General features: G+C 70.4%; 15 protein-coding genes and 2 tRNA genes. 10 read left to right on the forward strand and 7 right to left on the reverse strand.

All coding sequences use genetic code 11. From position 1 onward, the window contains the following. Nucleotides 1-134: 134 nt before the first annotated feature. The 3 genes from ABMY26_RS35105 to ABMY26_RS35115 all read right to left on the reverse strand — a co-directional run bounded on the left by ABMY26_RS35105 (nt 135) and on the right by ABMY26_RS35115 (nt 4699). The gene (locus ABMY26_RS35105; protein ID WP_372400066.1) at nt 135-1361 is read right to left on the reverse strand and encodes a polyhydroxyalkanoate depolymerase; all 1227 of its coding nucleotides are present in this window, start codon (nt 1359-1361) and stop codon (nt 135-137) included. 231 nt (nt 1362-1592) lie between these two features. Continuing rightward, nucleotides 1593-2402: an endonuclease/exonuclease/phosphatase family protein gene (locus ABMY26_RS35110; protein ID WP_372400067.1), complete on the reverse strand. Its 810-nt coding sequence runs from the start codon at nt 2400-2402 to the stop codon at nt 1593-1595. Beyond that, on the reverse strand, nt 2399-4699 hold the full coding sequence (locus tag ABMY26_RS35115; protein ID WP_372400068.1) for a VTT domain-containing protein: 2301 nt from the start codon (nt 4697-4699) through the stop codon (nt 2399-2401). The genes ABMY26_RS35110 and ABMY26_RS35115 overlap by 4 nt, the downstream gene beginning before the upstream one ends. A 219-nt stretch (nt 4700-4918) precedes the next feature. On the opposite strand from ABMY26_RS35115, the gene ABMY26_RS35120 reads away from it, so the two are divergent. The 3 genes from ABMY26_RS35120 to ABMY26_RS35130 are packed head-to-tail and all read left to right on the forward strand — an operon-like array spanning nt 4919 to nt 8201. Continuing rightward, nucleotides 4919-5683 carry an ABC transporter permease subunit gene (locus ABMY26_RS35120; RefSeq protein WP_372400069.1) on the forward strand — a complete coding sequence of 255 codons (765 nt, stop codon included), beginning with the start codon at nt 4919-4921 and terminating at the stop codon, nt 5681-5683. 29 nt (nt 5684-5712) lie between these two features. Then, entirely contained in the window at nt 5713-6525 is an 813-nt protein-coding gene (locus ABMY26_RS35125) for an ABC transporter permease subunit (protein WP_372400070.1), read from the forward strand. Beyond that, nucleotides 6522-8201, forward strand: coding sequence for an oligopeptide/dipeptide ABC transporter ATP-binding protein (locus tag ABMY26_RS35130; RefSeq protein WP_372400072.1), 1680 nt, complete (start codon nt 6522-6524; stop codon nt 8199-8201). Before ABMY26_RS35125 ends, ABMY26_RS35130 begins: the two co-directional genes overlap by 4 nt. 124 nt (nt 8202-8325) lie before the next feature. Here ABMY26_RS35130 and ABMY26_RS35135 read toward each other — a convergent pair whose 3' ends face one another. Then, complete coding sequence (locus ABMY26_RS35135) at nt 8326-8949, reverse strand: cold-shock protein (RefSeq protein WP_082109142.1); 624 nt, start codon at nt 8947-8949, stop codon at nt 8326-8328. A 239-nt stretch (nt 8950-9188) separates the two neighbouring features. After that, nucleotides 9189-9695: a YchJ family protein gene (locus ABMY26_RS35140; RefSeq protein WP_372400073.1), complete on the reverse strand. Its 507-nt coding sequence runs from the start codon at nt 9693-9695 to the stop codon at nt 9189-9191. A gap of 236 nt (nt 9696-9931) precedes the next feature. On the opposite strand from ABMY26_RS35140, the gene ABMY26_RS35145 reads away from it, so the two are divergent. From ABMY26_RS35145 to lhpI, 4 genes are all read left to right on the forward strand, one after another. After that, the gene (locus ABMY26_RS35145) at nt 9932-10585 is read left to right on the forward strand and encodes a ribonuclease HII (protein WP_372400074.1); all 654 of its coding nucleotides are present in this window, start codon (nt 9932-9934) and stop codon (nt 10583-10585) included. An 89-nt stretch (nt 10586-10674) separates the two neighbouring features. After that, nucleotides 10675-11757 carry a site-specific DNA-methyltransferase gene (locus tag ABMY26_RS35150; protein ID WP_372400075.1) on the forward strand — a complete coding sequence of 361 codons (1083 nt, stop codon included), beginning with the start codon at nt 10675-10677 and terminating at the stop codon, nt 11755-11757. An 88-nt stretch (nt 11758-11845) separates the two neighbouring features. Next, nucleotides 11846-12229 carry a dihydroneopterin aldolase gene (locus ABMY26_RS35155; protein ID WP_045583913.1) on the forward strand — a complete coding sequence of 128 codons (384 nt, stop codon included), beginning with the start codon at nt 11846-11848 and terminating at the stop codon, nt 12227-12229. 37 nt (nt 12230-12266) lie between these two features. After that, complete coding sequence (gene lhpI / locus ABMY26_RS35160; protein WP_372400076.1) at nt 12267-13172, forward strand: bifunctional Delta(1)-pyrroline-2-carboxylate/Delta(1)-piperideine-2-carboxylate reductase; 906 nt, start codon at nt 12267-12269, stop codon at nt 13170-13172. A 162-nt stretch (nt 13173-13334) separates the two neighbouring features. Here the strand turns inward: lhpI and ABMY26_RS35165 are convergent, their stop codons facing one another. Both ABMY26_RS35165 and ABMY26_RS35170 read right to left on the reverse strand, forming a co-directional pair. After that, nucleotides 13335-13913, reverse strand: coding sequence for a hypothetical protein (locus ABMY26_RS35165; RefSeq protein WP_245636973.1), 579 nt, complete (start codon nt 13911-13913; stop codon nt 13335-13337). A 179-nt stretch (nt 13914-14092) separates the two neighbouring features. Beyond that, nucleotides 14093-15271: a hypothetical protein gene (locus tag ABMY26_RS35170; protein WP_372400077.1), complete on the reverse strand. Its 1179-nt coding sequence runs from the start codon at nt 15269-15271 to the stop codon at nt 14093-14095. Nucleotides 15272-15576: 305 nt separating this feature from the next. Here ABMY26_RS35170 and ABMY26_RS35175 point away from each other — a divergent pair. From ABMY26_RS35175 to ABMY26_RS35185, 3 genes are all read left to right on the forward strand, one after another. Further along, nucleotides 15577-15652, forward strand: a tRNA-Asn gene (locus ABMY26_RS35175). Between the two features lie 4 nt (nt 15653-15656). After that, a tRNA-Asp gene (locus tag ABMY26_RS35180) sits at nt 15657-15733 on the forward strand. Nucleotides 15734-15908: 175 nt separating this feature from the next. After that, the gene (locus ABMY26_RS35185) at nt 15909-16655 is read left to right on the forward strand and encodes a glucose 1-dehydrogenase (protein ID WP_045583916.1); all 747 of its coding nucleotides are present in this window, start codon (nt 15909-15911) and stop codon (nt 16653-16655) included.

Consider the following 16655-nt stretch of genomic DNA (forward strand, 5'->3'; position numbering starts at 1 on the left):
CCCACGGCTTCGCCGCGGGTCCCTCCCTCCCCCGCCTTGCGGGAGAGGGAGCAAATCTGCAAAGCGGCGGCAGTTCCCTCTCCCGCGGAGCGGGGGAGGGTTAGGGAGGGGGCACCCGCAGCTCCCCCCTGTCCTCACTTCCCGTCGTGGCTCAGGATGAAGCTGCGGATTTCCGGGAGGATGCTTTCGCGCCAGCGGCGGCCGTTGAAGATGCCGTAATGGCCGACGCCCTTCTGGAAATGCACCTTGCGCATCTCGTCCGGCAGGGACGAGCACAGCCGCTGCGCCGCGATGGTCTGGCCGGGGGCGGAGATGTCGTCCAGCTCGCCCTCCACCGTCATCACCGCGGTCTTCCGCACCGCCGCCGGCTCCACCTTGCGGCCGCGCGAGACCATGGTGCCCTCGGGCAGGGCATGCTTCTGGAACACCGTCTCGATGGTCTGCAGGTAGAATTCCGCCGACAGATCCATCACCGACAGATATTCGTCGTAGAAGCGGCGGTGCTGCTCGGCCGAATCGCCGTCGCCGCGGACGAGGTGGCGGAACAGTCCGACATGCTCGTTGATGTGGCGGTCGAGATTCATCGACATGAAGCCCGACAGCTGGATGAAGCCGGGATAGACGCGGCGGAAGGCGCCCGGATAATAGACAGGGACCGTGGTGATGACGCTGCGCTCGAACCATTTCAGCGGGCGTTCCATCGCCAGCTTGACCGGCGTCGTCGGGTTGGCCATCGGGTCGATCGGGCCGCCCATCAGCGTCATGGTCCGCGCCTGCACCGGCTCGTCCGCCGCCGCCATCAGCGACACCGCGGCCATCACCGGGACCGCCGGCTGGCACACCGCGATGACGTGGGTGTCCGGGCCCAGGAAGCGGATCAGCTCCGCCACCGTGTCGATGTAGTCGTCCAGGTCGAAGCGGCCGGCCGACATCGGGACCAGCCTTGCATCGATCCAATCCGTGATGAACACGTCATGGTCGCGCAGCAGCGCCTCCACCGTGCCGCGCAGCAGCGTGGCGTGGTGGCCCGACATCGGGGCGACCAGCAGCACCCGCGGCTGGCGCGGCGTGCCTTCCGGCTTGGCGAAGTTCAGCAGCTTGCAGAAGGGCGACTGCCAGACGAACCGCTCGGTGACCGGGACGGTCTGCCCGTCGACCAGCGTTTCCGCCAGCCCGAAGGCAGGCTTGCCGAAGCGGCGGGTCGTCCGCTCCACCAGCTCGGCCCCGGCGGCGACCGCCCGGCCCAGCTTGGTGTAGGACAACGGCATCAGCGGGCTCTGGAAGGTGTGCTGGGCCGCTTCGGCCCAGAAGCGCATCGGCCGCATGGCGGCATGTTGCATGTCGTACAGGTGGTACAGCAAATCAGATCCTCACGTCACGGCTGCCCCCGGTCGGCCAGGGTCGTTATCCCTTCGATCGGCGCATTGATCGTATGACCAACCATATCCTTGGTCGGGGGTCGCGTATAGGTCAAGAGCGTCTTCGCATTTGCAAAGCTCTGTTGTCCAAAGAACATTGCACTGCACAAAAAATTATCAATTGCAACGAACCCGCTATGACCTTCGCAAGAAGCCGGACCGGGCGCACGCCCGTCAGGGCACGGCCAACGTCGCGCGCACCGGCAGATGGTCGGACGCCCGGCGGGTCAGCACGCTGCGGATCACCTCGAAAGCGGGGATTTGCAGGCCTCCCGTTACATAGATGCGGTCGAGCCGCAGGGTCGGCATGCGGGCGTGGAAGCTCCGCGGGTTGGCAACGTCGGCGAAGGACTCGGCCAGCCGGCGCAGCCGGGGCGAACTGGGCGTCCATTCGTTCAGGTCGCCCATGAACAGGGTCGGCAGCTCCGGCCTTTCCGCCACCCGCGACACTATGTCGCCCACCTGCTTGGCCCGTTCCCAGGGGTCGAGGCCGAGATGGGCGACGATCACGCGCACCTCGCGGCCCTGCACCCCGACGACCGCGTCGATGGCGCCGCGCGGCTCGCGCTTGCCGACCGACAGGTCGATGGTCTCCATCGCATGCACCGGCAGGCGGGTGAGCAGGGCGTTGCCGTAATGGGCGCGCTCGCTGTGCTTGGTCGGGCCGGCATAGGCCTTCAGCCCGGTGTGGCGCTCCAGGAAGGCGAACTGGTCCATGCCGGATTCGCCCCGATGGTGCCAGCCGACCTCCTGCAGGCCGATCAGGTCGACGTCGAGGTCGCGGATCACCTGCGCCACCCGGTCGGGCGCGAACCGGGCGTCCAGCCCGACGCAGCTGTGGATGTTCCAGGTGGCGACCGCCATCGCGGCCATGCCATCGGGAACGGGTAAACTGCGGTTGTCGACACGGCGGGGACGGCGGGCGCGGGCCGCGCGCAACGCGGAGGCGATGCGCTGGACACGCTCACGGCTGAAACGGATCACGGTTCGTCAGTCCTTTCATCTTGCCGGCCCTCTGCATCGATTCCCCCGCCGTTTCCCCGGCCGCCTGCCCGGCGCCCGAGCAACCGGCTGGTCAGCCAGCCGAGCCCCACCGCCGCCGCCGCGATGCCGGCCAGCAGCGCGATGTCGCCGGCACCGGGGTCGCCGATGGTGCGTTCAAGCTGATGGCCCAGCAGGTTGAAGGCAAGGATTCCCGGCGCAAGACCGACCATCGTGCCGATCACATAGTCGCCGAACCGCAACTTCGACACGCCGGCGGCGAGGTTGACCACCGTGTAGGGCGCCACCGGCACCGCGCGCACCCCGGCGACGGCGGCGATGCCGCTGTCCGACAGCCTCTCGTTGAGGCGGGCGATCAACGGCCCGCCATGCCGCTCCAGCAGGTCGCGTCCGGCCAGGCGCCCGGTCCAGAACATGGCGACGGCAGAGGCGACGGCGCCCGCCATCGCGGTTGGAAAGCCCCACCACGGCCCCATGACGATGGCGGTGGCGGCGATCAGCAAGGTCAGCGGGAACATGACGTAGCCGCCGACGACATAGGCCAGCATCACCCACAGCGGCGCCAGCGGGCTGTCGCCCAGGCCGTGGAAGGCGGCGAGCACCGCCTCCAGCGTCGCCCACTCCTGCAGCGCGGTGTAGCGCCACATCCCCCACAGCCCGGCCAGCGCCAGCACCCCCAGCAGCATCAGCCAGTGGCGGGTCCGCGGGATGCGCGACGGCAGCACCCGGCGCACGATGTCGACCGCGTCGACCGGGTGTTCGGGATCGAAGACGCGGGAATCGGCGACCGCGGCGGCCAGCCCGTCGGGTTCGGGGTCGTGCAGCGGCTCCAGCGTGCGGCCGGCCGGCCGGCGCAGCGACTCGATGGCCGCCACCAGCGATCCCTGCCGACGCACCGCCGCCGCCACCTCGTCGGGGGTCGTTCCCAGATGCTCGGCGATCAGGTCGTCGCGGGTGCGTCGGATGGCGTGGCGGGTGGCGGCATCCTCCGGTCCCGGCCCGGCCTCCAGCGCCAGGTCGCATTCGGTGTCGAGCCCCATCGAGCGGTTGTTCAGGTTGGCCGAGCCGATGCGCAGCAGCCGGTCGTCGACCACCATCACCTTGGCATGGACGGTGATGCAGGCGCCGCCATCGGTCAACGCGGCGAAGAGGCGGAAGCGGCCATGCCGGTCGGCCTCGCGCAGCTCGCGGGTCAGGCGGGCGCGGGCACCCAGCATCACGGTGTTCTCCAGCCAGCTGGTGGTGCGCACCGGGTTGACGACGATCACCTCCGGCCCGTCCTCCTCCGCCAGCCGGGCCTTCAGCGCCTCGGCCACCGCGGTGGAGGCGAAATACTGGCTTTCCAGATAGATGACCTCGCGCGCGGCGGCGATCGCCGCCAGATACAGCGCCTCGACCTCGCGCACTTCGGCGCGGCCGTTGCAGGCCGGATCGGTGCGGGCGATGCCGACGCGGACGTCGCGCAGCATCGGCTCGAAGCCCGGCGGCCAGGGGTCGGCGGCCAGCGGGTGGCGCCGCGGCGGGCGGCCTGGCGCAGGGGCGGGCGGCAGCAGGGTCTCGCCGGTCGCCCGTGCCCAGCGGTCGCGGAACATCTCGCCCAGCGCGCGGGCGGCGGCGCCGTCGACCGCCATCATCACGTCGTGGAAGGGCTCGTAGGGCTTGCCGTCGGGCTGGCGCCGCCTGGGATCGTGGGCATGGTGGGCACGGGTGTCCCAGCGGTTGGCGGTGATGTCCAGCCCGCCGCAGAAGGCGACCCGGTCGTCGATCACCAGCATCTTCTGATGGTGGCAGGCGCCGGTCGGATGGTCGCCGTCGAGCCGGTATTGCAGCCGGCGGTGGGTCAGCCAGTTGCGCAGCATGAAGGGGTGCGACCAGCGGGCGAGGTCGAACAGCTCGGCATAGTCCCATTTCAGCACATGGATGTGCAGATCCGGCCGCGTCGTCGCCAGCCAGTTCAGCAGCGTGCCCAGCCGGTCGGGCCGGCGCGGGCGCCGCGTCTGCGGCATCAGGCGGATGCGGGCGTCGAAATCCCAGGCGGTCATGTAGATGCTGCGCCGCGCCCGCCGCATCGCGGCCTTGGCCAGCGCGAAATAATCCTCGGCATCGACGACCACGCCCAGCCGGCCGGTGTCCTCGATCCGCCAGCAGGTCCGTCCCGGCTCCAGGATGGGCCGCGACGCGCCGGCGAAGCCGGCGGCCGCGATCCCGCGGGACTCGGGTCCGTGGGATTCGGGACTCGGGTCGGTTGGAGGAAGCGGATGGGGCGAATGGACGTACATGGGGGCCGGTCGGGTGTGGATCCTGGGTCACAACATCTGGGAAGGACTTTCCCTCCCCGCCCTCAGCCATTTGGTGAAAGCCGGTGGGAATTGCAGCCATCCGGGGTCCGGAACGGCCGCAAAATCGGTCCGGCCGGCCGAAAGCGCTAATTCAGTTGCCCGGCAGGGGCATGGACGCTTACGGTCGCACGTCATACCCATCCTGCCATTTTCCCACCGATGCCGCGTCCGCTGATCCGCCATCTGATCGATGCCGTGCCGACCGCCGTCCTGCCGATGGCGGCGGGGGTTGGGCTGGCCGCCCTGTCGGCGCCGCAGCCGGACGCCGCAATGGCGCTGCTGCGCGGGCTGGCGGTAACGCTGCTGCTGACCCTGCCGTCGCTCGCCATCGGCACCGCGCTGGGCACGCTGGCCGGGGCCTGGGCCGCGGTGGCCCCGCGGTCGCCCGGCGGGCTGTTCGGGCGGCTGCTGGCCGGGGCCGGGCCGCTGCTGCCGGGGTTCCTGCTGGCCGCGCTCGCCACGCTCGCCGTGCGGGCGGGCGCCTCGCCGACGCCGCTGGGCTGGACGGCGCTCGCCATTCCCGCCGCCTGCCAGGCCGCCCGGCTGGCGCGACCGGCGATGGACCGCGCGCTGGGACCGGGGCCGGAGGGCGGTGCCGTGCGCATGGCCCGCGGACTGGGGCTGGACGAGCGTGCCGTGCTGCGCCACCACGCCCTGCCGCAGGCGGTCGACCCGGTGATGCGGGGCCTGCGCGCCGCGGTGCTGGCCGCGATGGTCGGGGCGGTGGCGCTGGAAAGCCTGCTCGACCTGCCGGGTGCCGGCGCATCGATGATCGACGCCGCCCGCGCCGGATCGGCGGCCGGAGCGGTGCCGGCCCTGGTGGCGCTGGGCGGGCTGACCGCCCTGCTCGCCGCGCTCGGCCTTGCGGTACGCGACTGGATCGACCCGGCCAACCACAGCTCCACGCCCTATGAAGGGGCGTGAGCCACGATAAGGACCAGTGAAAGGATCCGATGGCCGAGTTCGACCAACCGCCTCTTTCCCATCCGGCCGATCCGGCGCCGCGTGCCGGCTTCGCCCGCGGGCTGTCGGGCGCCGCCGTGCTGGCCGCCCTGGCGCTCGCCTCCGCTGCAGCTCCGCTGATGGCCGACGGCAGCGCGATCCACCGGCTGGACGCCGATCCGGTGGCTGCCGCGCTGCTCGACGGGCGGGGCAGCCTGTCCTTCGCGCTGCTGGCCGGGGTGCTGGGCGGGGCGCTGGGCATCGGCTGGGCGCTGCTGGCCGGGCTGCTCGGCAATCTGATGAGCGACCGGGCGGAGCGGCGGACCATCGGCGTCGCCAACCGGCTCATCGGCCTTCCGCTCGCCTTGCTGGTGCCGCTGGCCGGCGGCCTCCTGGACGATGTCTGGCCACTGGCCCTGGTCACCGCGCTGACCGCCGCCCCGGCGGTCGCCGCGCTCGCCCATGCCGAGCTGTCGGCGCTGATGCGGGCGGAGTTCCTGACCGCCGCCCGCGCCGCCGGCCTGCCGGAGCATGAGGTGCTGCGCCGCCATCTGCTCCCCAACGCACTGCGGCCCCTGCTGGCCGCCGGGATGCTGGCCCTGCCGCGCGTGCTGGCGGCGGAGAGCTTCGCCAGCCTGCTCGGCCTCGGCCTGCCGCCGGCGCTGGGCAGCTGGGGCGCCTCGATCGGTCTGGCGGCGCGGCTGGGCGACCCGCTGGCCTTCGCCCCGCCGGCCCTGCTGCTGGCGCTCGCGCTGTGGGCCGCCTGCGCCATCGCCGACTCCGCGGTGGCGGGAAACCGCAAGCCCGGCCCTTACAGCCCATGACCCACATCGCACCGAAGACCGCCCCGGTGGAAACCGAGGCGCTGACCCTGATGCTGGGCGACCGAGTCCTGCTCGACCGCGCCTTCCTGCAGGTGGAGCGAGGGGAGGTGGTGGCGGTCACCGGCGGCGCCGGCAGCGGCAAGACCGCGCTGCTCGGCACGCTCGCCGGCTGCCGTCCGGCCGGGGTCGACGCGGCGGGAAACCTGCGTGTCGACGGCAGCCGCCTGCTGATCGCCCAGGGCGGCAGGCTGGCGCCGCGCCGGCCGCTGGCCCTGCAGGTGGCCGAGGTGGTCGGCCACCATCTCGGGCTCGACCTGCGCGGGGCGCTGCGCCGCATGGCCGACGGGCTGGACCGCATGGGCGTGCCGCCCGCCGCCCGCCGTTTCGACCTGCCCCCCGAACAGCTGCCGGAATCGCTGCGCTGGGCCTGCCTGTTCGCCATGGCGGTGGCCGTCGGGCCGGCGGTGCTGCTGGCCGATGCGCCGGGGGCAGGGCTGGACCCGACGGTCCGGCTGCGGCTGCTCCACCGGCTGGCCGACTGGGCGCGGGCCGATGGGGTCGCCCTGCTGCTCGCCGGCCGGCCGGAGGAGGGGGTGGCCGGCCCCGCCGACCGGGTGCTGAGCCTGCGCCGCGGCCGCCTCCTGCCGCCGGAGCCGCCGCGGACGGCGCCTGCCGCGCCGCTGGAGCCGCCGGGCACCGCCCGCCTGCACGCCCGCGGGGTCGGCATCGCCTATCCGCTCGCCCCCGGCCCGAAGGGAGAGGCGCGGGCGCTGACCGTCCTGCACGGCATCGACCTGGATCTGCGGACCGGCGAGACGCTGGCCCTGCTGGGCGAGACCGGCAGCGCCAAGGCGACGTTGGCCCGCGCCCTGCTGTGCCTGCCGCCGCCGACCGCCGGGATGGTCGCCTGGATGGGCCGCGATCTGGTGGCCGCCGCCGCCCCGCCGCCGCCGGGGGAAAACGACCCCGATCCCGGCGGCCTGCGCCGCGCCCGGCGCGACCTCCAGCCGCTGTTTCCCGACCCGGCCGCCTCCTTCGATCCCGCCATGACCGTCGGCGCGCAATTCGCCCTGGCGCTGGAGAGCCTGCGCCCGGACATCGCCCCTGACCGCCGCGACCGTCACATCGACGCCGCGCTGGAGGAGGCCGGCCAACGCCCCGAGACGGCGCTCCGCTGGCCGGCCTCCCTCACGCCGGCGGAGGCTGCCCATGCCGGGCTGGCCCGCGCCCTGCTGCCCGAGCCGCGGGTGCTGATCGCCGACGAGCCGGCCGGCAGCCTGTCGGCGGACGAGCGCGAGGGGTTCCTCGACCGGTTGATGGCGGTGCGCGACCGGCGCCGGCTGTCGCTGATCCTGGCGACCGAGCGCTATGGCGAGGGGCTGCGCGACGCCCATCGCGGCATCGTGATGCTGGCCGGACGGGTGGTCGAGAGCGCCGATGCCGACACCCTGCGCAGCGCGCCGCTGCACCCCTACAGCCGGGCGATGCTGGCCGCCGCGAACGGCGAACGGCCGGCGCTGGAAGGCGAGGCGCCGTCCGCCTTCGGCCAGCCGGGCGGCTGCCCGCTGCGCCGCCGCTGCCCCCTGGCCCGCGAGTTCTGCGCCCAGGCCGTCCCGCCGCTGGAGGAGGTGGCGCCCGGCCACCATGTCGCCTGCCATTACTGGGACACGCCGTAGGGCGGTTCCGGCCGGTCCTGTACCGGCCATCATGAATCGGACCGGCATGAATCGGGCCCGGCGTGAAAAAGGCCCCCGCTCCGATGGAGCGGGGGCCTTTCACTTCACGACGACCGATGAGGGATCAGGCCATCTCGACGCGCTGCGCCTCGGGGCCCTTGGCGCCCTGGCGGATGGTCACGCGGACCTGCGCACCGTCGTCCAGACCGGAGATGCCCGACCGCTCCAGCGCACGGATGTGCACGAAGATGTCCTTGCCGCCGGTGGACGGGGCGATGAAGCCGAAGCCCTTCGACACGTTGAACCACTTCACCGTGCCGTCGACGGTCTCGCCGCCGCCGCTGTCCGAATCGTCGTAACCGCCGGCGCTGTAACCGCCGCGGCTGCTGCCGCCGCCGTAACCGCCGCCGCCACCGCCGTAGCCGCCGTCGTTGCCCCACGAATCACCACCACGCGGGGCGCGCGGGCGGCTCGGGGCGGCGGTCGAGGTGTCGACCGCATGGATGGTGGCAACCTGCGGGCCCTTCGGGCCGCGCGACAGGTCGCAGGTGATGGTCGCGCCTTCGGGCAGGCTGTCGTGTCCGCAGAACTGCAGAACCGTGGAGTGGAGGAAGGCGTCGGGCGAACCGTCGTCGGGGGTGACGAAGCCGAAGCCCTTGGTGGCGTTGAACCACTTGACGGTGGCGCGGATGTCGCGCTGGGTGATCTCAGGAGCGCGGAAGGAAGAGCGCTGCGGACGGTCGAACATCAGTATCGTCTCATCTGTCGTGTTAAACCCCACCCCGGCAAGAACCAAAGAGGGAGACCCGGAACAGGGCAGACGGAGGATGATCGGTTCCGACCCATAATTCAATCAGGATCGCGAAGTTTCCCCATACGCGCACGACAAAAGCCCCGACGCCGCCCGTTGGACGGGCGGGGCAGGGCGATTTCGCCGAAATCTCGCAGGTGCAGCGCGAAAGAGCAGGCCCGACTCAAAGCGGACGGTCAGGCCGCGGCACCGTGGCACTTCTTGTATTTCTTGCCGCTGCCGCAGGGGCAGGGGTCGTTGCGGCCAACCTTGGGCCCGCTGCGCGGCCGGGCGCCCAGGATGCCGTCGACATAGTACCAGCGCCCGTCCTGGTGGGTGAAACGGCTGGTCTCGTGGTGGGTCATCGGCTTGCCGTTCATGCTGAAGCGGGCGACGAACTCCACCGTGCCCTCGGCGTCGCCGGGCTGGCCGGCCTCGGCCGAGCGGATCTCGACGCCGGTCCAGACGCTGTTCTTCGCCCAGGTCTCGATCTCCTCGCGATTGAAGTCCTCGCGGGTGCTGGGCAGCAGCGTGTCATGCAGATAGTCGATGTTGCCGGTGGCGAACGCCGAGTAGCGCGAACGCATCAGCGCCTCCGCCGTCGGGGCGGGCAGGCCGGCCAGATAGGGACCGCAGCAGGCGTCCAGCGGCTTGCCGGAACGGCAGGGGCATTCGGCGGCGGTCTGGGTCGTGGTGTCGGTCATGGCCTGTCTCGGTGTTGGCGTAAGCCCGGCGTCGCGACGGCCGGCGTCGCAACCCCGGTGCCGGTCGGCTTGCGGGGCGCATCCATAGCGCAGCCGTGCTCTTGTGCTCAAGAGGCAGGTTGGCACAGGAGGCAGGCCGGCATGGACGGCTGCGGCCCGGCGCGCCCCCCTTGCATGCCGACTCCCCCGCCGCTATCAAGCCCGCGCCTTCCCGATCCAGCCGCGAGTCGCCGCCGATGCCCCGCAAAGCCGCCATCCTCCGGGCGCGTCCCGACCTGTCGCTGGAGGCCGGATTCGGTCCCGGCCGCCGCGTCTGCGGCATCGACGAGGTGGGGCGCGGCCCGCTCTGCGGCCCGGTGGTCGCCGCCGCGGTGGTGCTGCCGCCGGGCGGGCTGCCGCCGGACATCGCGGCGCGGATCGACGACAGCAAGGCGGTCAACCGCCGCCTGCGCGAGGAGATCGAGCCGGCGATCCGGGCGCATGCGCTCTCCTTCGCCATCGCCGAGGCCTCGGCTGCGGAAATCGATGAACTCAACATCCACAAGGCGACGCTGCTGGCGATGAAGCGCGCCTTCGACGCGCTGCCGGGGATCGCGCCCGACGCGGCGCTGATCGACGGCCGCTTCACCCCCGACCTTGGGTGCGAGGCGGTGGCAATCGTCAAGGGCGACAGCCGCAGCCAGTCGATCGCCGCCGCCTCTATTCTCGCCAAAGTGGCACGTGACAGCGAGATGTTGCGGTTGTCCGCCCTCTACCCCCACTATGGATGGGACCGAAACGCCGGCTATCCGACGCCCGAGCATCTGGACGCGCTGACCCGGCACGGTGTCACGCCGCATCACCGAGTCAGTTTTGCACCAGTGAAACGCCAAAAGGCACTGGCCGGCTGAGCCCCCGTCACTTGGCAAAGAAAGCTGTTGACGGCGACTCGGCCGAGACTCATTGTCCGGCCGAGTCCCAGTTCTTTGCCGGTCGTGAAATGCTCCCTGAAAACCGTATCCTGGTCGGCGATTGCATCGCTCTCATGAACGAGCTGCCGCCCGCTTCGGTCGATCTCGTCTTCGCCGATCCGCCCTACAACTTGCAGTTGGGCGGCGAATTGCTGCGGCCGAACCATACCCGCGTCGCCGGGGTGGATGACGATTGGGACAAGTTCGACGATTTCGAGACCTACGACCGCTTCACCCGCGACTGGATGACGGCGGCCCGCCGCATCCTGAAGCCGGAAGGCTCGATGTGGGTGATCGGCAGCTACCACAACATCTTCCGCGTCGGCTCCACCTTGCAGGATCTGGGCTTCTGGATCCTGAACGACATCGTCTGGCGCAAGACCAACCCGATGCCGAACTTCCGCGGCACCCGCTTCGCCAACGCTCATGAGACGATGATCTGGGCCGCCCGCGACAAGGACGCGCGCTACCGCTTCAATTACGAGGCGATGAAGAACCTCAACGAGGATCTTCAGATGCGCAGCGACTGGCTGTTGCCGATCTGCAGCGGGTCTGAGCGGCTGCGCGACGAGGACGGCAAGAAGACCCACCCGACGCAGAAGCCGGAATCGCTGCTGTACCGGGTGATCCTGTCGTCGTCGCGGCCGGGCGACGTGGTGCTGGATCCCTTCTTCGGCACCGGCACGACCGGCGCGGTCGCCAAGCGGCTGGGCCGCCGCTGGATCGGGCTGGAGCGCGACGACACCTATGTCAAGGCCGCTCAGGCCCGCATCGACGCGGTGGAGGAGGCGCCGGAGGCGGCCATCCTCGACACGCCGCCCAAGCGCAGCGCGCCGCGCATCCCCTTCGGCTGGGTGGTGGAGCGCGGGCTGCTGCGCCCCGGCTCAACCCTGTTCGACCAGCGCCGCCGCGTCGCCGCCCGCGTGCGCGCCGACGGCACGCTGATCGGGTCCGGCCCGCGCGGCGACCATCGCGGTTCGATCCATCAGGTGGGCGCCGCCCTGGCCGGGCTGCCGGCCTGCAACGGCTGGACCTTCTGGCATTACGAGGAGGGCGAGAGCCTGCACCCGATCGACGTGCTGCGCGAGCGCATCCGGTCGGAGATGCACTGAGTCCGCCCCAGCCCTGCCCCCCCGGCATGGGCATCGGGAGGGACGGCGGCTTGGCAGCGGTGGCGCCGCCGTGCTAGGGCTTTCGGCCATGAACAAGCTCTTCGCCACCGTCACCGCCCCGGTGCCGCGCTCGGCCCCGGCGACGCTGTCCACCCGTTGTTTCGTTCGCGATCTGGTGATGGACGCGCTGATCGGCGTCTACGCCCATGAGCGGCTGAAGCCACAGCGCATCCGCCTGAACCTCGACCTCGAGGTGATCGCCCCCGGCGTGACCGGCGAGGATGTGGCGACCATCGTCAAGGGCGTGGTCACCCAGGGCCATGTCACCCTGGTCGAGACCCTGGCCGAGCGCATCGCCGAACGCTGCCTCGCCGACGCGCGGGTGACGCTGGCCAAGGTGCGGGTGGAGAAGCTGGACGTTTTCCCCGACGCCGCCAGCGTCGGCGTGGAGATCGAGCGCGCCCGCGCCTGACCCTCCCTCTTCTCCGGCCATATGAGGAAGCAGCCCCGTGACGTCGCTCGCAGTCCTGACCGCCGAACAGACCGCCGCCCGTCTTCCCTTCCCGGCCCTGTGCGACGCGGTCGCCGCCGCGGCGCACGACTATGCCGCCGGGCGCATCGCCAGCCCGGAACGGCAGGTGCTGCCGCTGCCGGATGGCGGCGTGCTGCTGTCGATGCCGGCGACATCGGCGGACATCGCCATCCACAAGCTGGTCAACGTCAATCCCGGCAACGGCGCCCGCGGACTGCCGACCATCCATGGCGTGGTCAGCGCCTTCGACGCCGTCACCGGCGCGCCCCGCCTGATCCTGGACGGCCCGACCGTCACCGCGCGCCGCACCGCCGCGGTGTCGATGCTGGGCATCCGGACGCTGGCCCCGGCGGCACCGCGCCATGTCGCGCTGCTTGGCGCCGGCACCCAGTCGTCTGGCCATGTCGCCGCGCTCGCCGCGCTCTATCCCGGCATCCGCGTCGACATCCACAGCCGCAGCCTGGACGGTGCGGCGGCCTTCTGCGCCAGGCATGAGGGACAGGGCGTGGCGTTGCGGCCGATGAGCGGCCCGGTCGATCCCGCCGCCGAGGTGGTGGTCGCGCTGACCACCAGCCTCGCCCCGATCTATGACGAGACGCCGCGCCCCGACCGGCTGCTGGTCGGCGTCGGCGCCTTCAAGCCGGAAATGGCGGAGTTCAGTCCGACCGCCGTCCATGGCAGCGAGCTGTTCGTCGACGACCCAGCCGGTGCCCACCACGAGGCGGGCGACCTCATCCAGGCCGGGGTGGACTGGAGCGGCGTGAAGTCGCTGGTCGATGCGCTGGAGGGCCGGGCGACCGCCGGTCGGCCGCGCCTGTTCAAGAGCGTCGGCTGTGCGGCCTGGGACCTCGCCGCGGCGCGTTGCGCGCTGGGGCAGGGGTAAGGGCGGACGGACTTTTTGTCCCCTCCCCGACCCTCCCCCGCGTTCCGCGGGAGAGGGGGCTGGTGCGACAGCGGCACAGTTCCCTCTCCCGCCCTCGGCGGACCGAAGGTCCGTCCGATAGCGGGGGAGGGCTAGGGAGGGGGCACCACACAGCCCCTTCGCTCACCGCCGCAGCGGCACCGCCCGCTTGACCAGCCGGCGGTCCATGTCGGCGGTCGCCACCGTCGGCTCGCCCTGGCTGCGCATCACGAAGGCGAAGGTGTCCATCACCCGGTCAAGCACGATCTCCTGATCGTCGGCACGGCGGCTGACCGACACCACGGCATAGCCGGCGGCGCGGGCGACCGCCGGGTCGCCGCGCAGGCCGCGCACGCCCCAGCCGGCCAGCGCGTCCTTGCAGCGGAACAGCTCGGCCGCGAAGCCGCCGGCCGACTGGGTGCGGCCGACCACATAGGCGGCGGCGACCGCCAGCGGCGCCAGCAGCCCGTCCCAGTCCAGGCAATCCTCGCGCCCGACCCACACCCCGCCGACCGAGCAGGCGGCGGCGCCGATCGCCTCGCCCAGGCCGGCGCGGAAGCTGCGCAACGACTCCACCGCGTCCGCCGCCGGCATCGGCTCCACCCGGCGTCCGTCGGGCATCAGCAGCAGGCGTCCCGCCCATTCCGACGACGGCGGCAGCTGTTCGGTCAGGCGCGCGAGCAGCGCCTCGCGGGCGGCGGCGAAGGGGACGACCTCGGACATCGGGGCCTGCGGGGATGGTGGGGGAGTGAGGGCGAGAAAAAGCCTGAAAAACCCCGAATTGTCAAGGGTGAGCACAATATCGGAAATGGCCGGCCGTCAACCGTCCGCCGGGCGACCGTCCGTCTGGCGACCGGCATGCGGGATTGAACCGGCTCACGCAAACCCATGGTGTGGACTCGTCAAACCTGGGTATCGTTTCGCGCGCCTCTGGCCGTGGAAGTCGCGGATACGGCGCCCTCCTTCAGCGATTGGGTCAGCGCGCCGAGAACGGCGTCGTTGTCGGTGGTCGCGGTGGCGCTTCCCGTAGCAGTCTGGGAGGTGGCCGGCAACGGCTGGAGGGGATGCCACTGACGACCGAAGGTGGCGTTCGCGTTGGCGTTCAGCAGGGCGACCATCGGATCTTCCTCCGCGGCCTTCTTGCCCTGCATCATCATGCCTGCAGCCGTTTGCCATGCCGCATCCAACCGGGCCTTGCCCTCCGAATAGCCGGGAGGCGGCGTTTCCGTGGAAACCTGTTTCTGCCGCGGTTCGGCTTCCGGCCGCTCCAGATCGGGTATGGCGTCGAGATCCGTTTCGTCGGCGAACGCCTTCGCGGCATTCCGATAGACGGCGGGCCGGAACCCCGCATTGAACAGCTTTTCGACAGCCTGCGAATCGGACTTGGAGAAAACTGCCGAATCCTCTTCACCGGAAAAAATATCCGAGTGTTTCAGGTTATTCGATAGCCGCCGCGCCATAAAATTACCGTCGATTTCCTCGCCATCTTTCATGACTTTTTCGTCAAGGCTACCGTATGTTTCTATGAAATTTTTCTTGTGATCTTCCAATTTCGATGACATTTCCTTTGCAATGCCAACTTTTTTTGAAATTGAAAATCCATCTTCGTAATTTTCCGCCTCAACCTGCTCCATCTGTTTGGAGAATGAATTGCATATATCCGTCTGCTCCGCGCTGAATTTCAATTTCCGCTCGCTGATGGAGCGCATCTTTTCGCCATACTCCATTTCCTCCTGCGTGCGTGGCGCTTCGCTGAGGTAACGGGCCTGAACCGCCTCCTTGGCGATGCCACGCAGGCCCTTGACCACATCGTCGGCGGTCAGGCTCCCCGTCTTGACGGCATCCTCCAGCATGCCGCGCGCCTTGCCATCCAGCTTCTCGAAGACCTTGGCGGCAACACCGGTCAGCGCCTTGCCCAACGGACTGACCTCGACGCTGTCCCCGGCTTCGGCGGAGGGCGCGGAAAACGCGGTGGCGACGAGGCTCTTGCTTTTGCCGGCCGCCGCCGTGCCCATCGGTTTCCATGATGCCGCCTGGGCCGTGGGCAGGGCCGAGAACAGGGTGTTGGCATGGTGGGGCAAGGGGACCTCCCAGCTTGGCGGCGGTCATGGAAAAATGCGAAGGCGACGATTGCCCTTATAAGGCGTATCGACTTTAGCAACTCTCATCATAATAGGCCATAATTTTATACATCTCATTCTCTTCCAGAGAATTACTTAGGATCCTAATCACCTTGGAGATGCGGAAATCGACGAGTCCCGGCGCGCCCGGCGGGACCGCCGTCACCCGTCGCCGACGCGGTTCGGCCTTGGCCCGGAAAAAATGCGATGCTTTGCGTTTTTCTGCTTGCCAGGGTCCGCCAGCGGTTTTATAAGGCGGCCTCCGTTCCCGGTTAGCTCAGTTGGTAGAGCAGCGGACTGTTAATCCGCTTGTCGCTGGTTCGAGTCCAGCACCGGGAGCCATAGCGCGGGTGTAGCTCAGTTGGTTAGAGCGCCGGCCTGTCACGCCGGAGGCCGCGGGTTCAAGTCCCGTCACTCGCGCCATTTTCCCCTTATCCTCCCTGTTCGGATGTTGCGGATGATGGCGGCTGCCCCACCGGGCGGCTTCGCGCTATCATGCGCGCTTCGCCGCGTTCACGATGCGGCCGATGGCGCCTGCTCCCTGTTGTACGGAGTCCGCAGGCCCGAATGGCCGCGCACAGCCGGGGAGGAAGCGTTCATGCGTCTGTCAGAAAAGGTCGCCGTCGTCACCGGCGGCGGGTCGGGCTTCGGGGAGGGCATCGCCCGCCGCTTCGCCGCCGAAGGCGCCCGCGTCATCGTCGCCGACCTGGACGAGGCGGCGGCCGGCCGGGTCGCCGACAGCCTGGGCGAGTGCGCGCTCGCCGTCCGCGCCGACGTCGCGGTCGGCGAGGATTACGAAGCCATCGTCTCGACCGCCATCGGCGAGTTCGGCCGGCTCGACATCCTGGTCAACAATGCCGGCTACACCCACCGTTACGGCTCGATGCTGGACGTCGACGAGGCCACCTTCGACCGCATCTACGCCGTCAACGTGAAGTCGATCTACCATGGCGCCATCCACGCCGTGCCGGTGTTCCGCGCCCAGGGCGGCGGCGTGATCCTGAACATCGCCTCGACCGCCGGCCTGCGGCCGCGGCCGAACCTGACCTGGTACAACGGCTCCAAGGGCGCGGTCATCACCCTGACCAAGTCGATGGCGGCGGAATTGGCCACCGACCGCATCCGCGTCTGCGCCATCGCCCCGGTGGCGGGCGAGACCGGGATGCTCCACCGCTTCATGGGCACCGACACGCCCGAACACCGCGAGCAGTTCCGCAGCAGCATCCCGCTCGGCCGGCTGTCCACGCCGGAGGACATCGCCAACGCCGCGCTCTACCTGTGCTCGGACGAGGCGGCCTTCCTGACCGGCGTGTGCCTGGAGGTCGACGGCGGGCGCTGCGTCTGA

It is taken from the genome of Azospirillum sp. HJ39, assembly GCF_041507355.1.
Taxonomy (GTDB): Bacteria; Pseudomonadota; Alphaproteobacteria; order Azospirillales; family Azospirillaceae; genus Azospirillum; species Azospirillum thiophilum.